General features: G+C 72.3%; 3 protein-coding genes. 1 reads left to right on the top strand and 2 read right to left on the bottom strand.

All coding sequences use genetic code 11. The features are described from left to right. Positions 1 to 110 precede the first annotated feature (110 nt). Complete coding sequence (locus ACFWI9_RS33530; protein WP_387168877.1) at positions 111 to 461, bottom strand: hypothetical protein; 351 nt, start codon at positions 459 to 461, stop codon at positions 111 to 113. A 750-nt stretch (positions 462 to 1,211) separates the two neighbouring features. On the opposite strand from ACFWI9_RS33530, the gene ACFWI9_RS33525 reads away from it, so the two are divergent. Then, positions 1,212 to 2,558 carry a replication-relaxation family protein gene (locus tag ACFWI9_RS33525; RefSeq protein ID WP_387168875.1) on the top strand — a complete coding sequence of 449 codons (1,347 nt, stop codon included), beginning with the start codon at positions 1,212 to 1,214 and terminating at the stop codon, positions 2,556 to 2,558. Between the two features lie 35 nt (positions 2,559 to 2,593). Here ACFWI9_RS33525 and ACFWI9_RS33520 read toward each other — a convergent pair whose 3' ends face one another. Continuing rightward, positions 2,594 to 2,920 carry a hypothetical protein gene (locus ACFWI9_RS33520; RefSeq protein WP_387168872.1) on the bottom strand — a complete coding sequence of 109 codons (327 nt, stop codon included), beginning with the start codon at positions 2,918 to 2,920 and terminating at the stop codon, positions 2,594 to 2,596. Positions 2,921 to 2,945 lie beyond the last annotated feature (25 nt).

Raw genomic sequence — 2,945 nt, 5'->3', positions numbered from 1 at the left:
CCGCCCCCCCGCGCCCCGCCGCGGGCGGCGGGGGGGGGGGGGGGGGGGCCCCCCCGCTCGCCCCGGGGGTGCCCCCCGAGCGGGGGCGCCGCGGTGGTGGATCGGGCCCGTCAGGGCGGCGGTTCGGAGGGTTCGTCCGGTGTCTGGCGCTGTGTGTCCGGACCGGCAGGGACGGCGGCCGGTACGACTGGTGCGTCTTTCAGGATGCGGAGCATTTCCAGCGCGGTAGCGGGGTCGGTGTCGGCTAGGGCGCACGCCGTGTCTGTGACCTTGTCAGACCTGCGGCTGTCGGCCCATACCCGTCGCGCTCCGGCGATGCCGTTCGGGAACAGGGCCGGGATGGCGTACTTGATCACCAGGTAGGCGAGGCCCGCCGCGATGACTCCTCCGGAGACGTTGGCGAGTGCGGAAGCGCTGGTGAGGGCGGCGAGGGTCTTGGTGATCTGAGAGGTGGTCGGCACGGCGGGCTCCGGGTTCTGGTCAGGGTTCTTTCACCCCTTGGTGCGGAGGGGTGGGGCAGGACAGCGACAGGGGCGGCGGGACATCTTTGGTCGGCACTCTGACCGGGGCGGGGGCTAGCGGCGCAACTCTCGGCGAGGAGAGGAACATTGCCACTGCTGTGGAGTCCTGATGGAAGCGTTGACCTGCGATTTTCTGTCAGGACGCCACTTGCCTTCGCGGAACCCCTTCCGGTGGGGGTTGTCAGATGTCTGCGCCGTGCTCTACACCCCGCCTCTCTTAGCTGCGCAAGTGGTTACACCTGAGTCATGGGGGAATCCGGCCCGGATGTGACGTGCGACTTCCCTGCCACGGTCACGGCCGGGACGGCGCGTGCCCACTGCGCACCCTGCGCACGATCGGAGGCTTGCCCATCCGGTCTTCCGCAGTCGGCGGGCAAGCCCTCCGATCTCCCTACCGTCTCCCCTACCGATCCCCCTACCAGGTCCCCTACCGGCACGTGTTGTAGTCTGCGCATGGTTTTCGCTGGTCAGCCCCCTTGACCAGTCCCGACCACGGCTCCCGACAACCCCTTTTCCTCTCCTCCTGCACCTGGCCTTGTGTGTGTTGTCTGTGGTGGGTGGCAGGCTGGCGGTGTCGTGATCAGAGGGTCCGGGGCCGCTCGAGGGCGGGCGTCCCGGCGCGGCCGGTCCGCCGTTCCCGGACGCCGGGTCAGCGCCGGGGTGGGAGTCGAGTGGAGGAGGGGCGAGCGGGTGGGTGGTTCGCAGACGTATCCGTACGGGTCGACGACTGCGGTGCGCGGTCATGTGCTGGTCGCGCTGGGGGTGTTGAAGGTGGCGAGCGCGGACCAGGTGCGCCGCCTGACGTGCCCCGGGCACAAGGACAGCAAGAGCGTGCGCAACGCCTGCCTGGACCTCGCCCGGCACGGCCTGGTCCTCTCGGAGGGCAGCGCCCGTGACGGGCAGAAGCTGTGGGGCCTGACCCCGCTCGGTCTCGCCGCGGCGGCCGAAGTCCTCGGACGGCCTCTCGCGGAGATGGGCGGCACCGCGCGCGGCGCGGCCCGCTCGGGGGCCCCGCACGCGATGGCGGTCAACGAGACCGTCATCGCGGTCACCGGCACCCAGCCCGAACCCACCCGGCCGGTCCCCCGCACCGCCCCGCCCTCGCCGCAGACGCCGGCGCCCGCGGTGCGTCCGGTGCCGCCGGGGATCGGCTCGCCCGTCGCCTGGTCGACGGAGGTGGTCCACAACCTGCCCGGCGCTGCCCGCACCCGTGCCTCCGTGCGGGCCGACATCGTGCTGCGCGCCCCGGAGGCAGGCCTGCCGGTCCTCCTGGTCGAGGTCGACCGGTGCACGGAGGCCGACGAGGTCCTGGCCGCGAAGTTCGCCCGCTACCACCAGTTCTTCCGGCTGAAGACGAAAGACGCCTCCGGCCGCGCCGCCCCGGCATGGCAGAGCCTGTACCCGCCGACCGGACGCGAGGGCCACCCGCCAGTCGCCGTCGTGTTCGACCCCGGCACCCGGCTGGGGGAGCAGGCACTGAAGAACCGGATGAACCGCGTCATGAACCTGACCCGCATCAACTGGTCAGGCCAGTACGAGAACATGGGCGGTTCCTCCGGCGAGGAACGCGGGGACGGCTACTACAACTTCGGCGACGCGATCCCGCTGCTGTTCACCACCCTGCCCCGGCTCCGGGAGGACGGTCCGCTCGCGGCGGTGTGGTGGCGCTGCGGCCACGGCCAGTGGGAGACCCTGCCCGACGCCCTGGCCAACCCCCAGGACCGCGATGCCTGGTACCGGCGGGATGAGGAACGCCGACTGCGGCGCGACGAGCAGGACAGGCAACGGCGGGAGGCGGCTCAGGCCACGGCATGGGACCGGCCCCGCACCGACACGACGGTGCCCCAACCCCCGCCCGCTCCGCCCGCCGCCGTACCGCCGCCGTGCGAGCGCTGCGGCCGTCCCCTCACGTCCTCGTACGACCACTCCGACGCTCCCGGGCCGGACGGACGCCACTGCGCCGACTGCCGCACCGACCTGGCGCGTCAGCCCGCAACCAAGCTCCGGCAGGCCCTGTTCGGCGCCCGCCCCAAGTAGTCCCGGGAACGCCCCGGGCGCGCTGCCGTCTTGCTCTACATCCGCGCGGCGGGGTCGGTGTCCACGCGGTCCCACAGCCGTTGCAGCTCCTGCAGCAGTCCGTCCATGTCGGTGGAGTGGGCGGAGGTTTCCGCGACCGGGGCGGTGGGCGTGCCGTCGGGCCGTATGGTGCCGGCGTGCAGCAGTACGACGTCGCCGTGCCCGTACGTCGCCGGCTGCGCGGGCACGGCGGTCACTCCGAGCCAGCGCTGTTCCTCGTGGACCATCAGGCGGGCCTGTCCGTCGAAGGACTGCGGGGTGCAGGACCAGCCGCGGATTTCGGCGATCCGCGCGGCCAGCTCGTACGCCGTCATCGATTCCATGTCCGGCACTGTAAGCGGCATGCAG

This window comes from Streptomyces sp. NPDC127084, from assembly GCF_042724175.1.
In the GTDB taxonomy this organism is placed as follows: Bacteria; Actinomycetota; Actinomycetes; order Streptomycetales; family Streptomycetaceae; genus Streptomyces.
Note: the sequence above shows the minus strand (reverse complement) of the source record. Positions and strands in the feature narration are given on the sequence as shown.

Coding starts and splice junctions, on each gene's coding strand:
- ACFWI9_RS33520 (WP_387168872.1), bottom strand. CDS start 2,920: ATGGAATCGATGACGGCGTACGAGCTGGCCGCGCGGATCGCCGAAATC.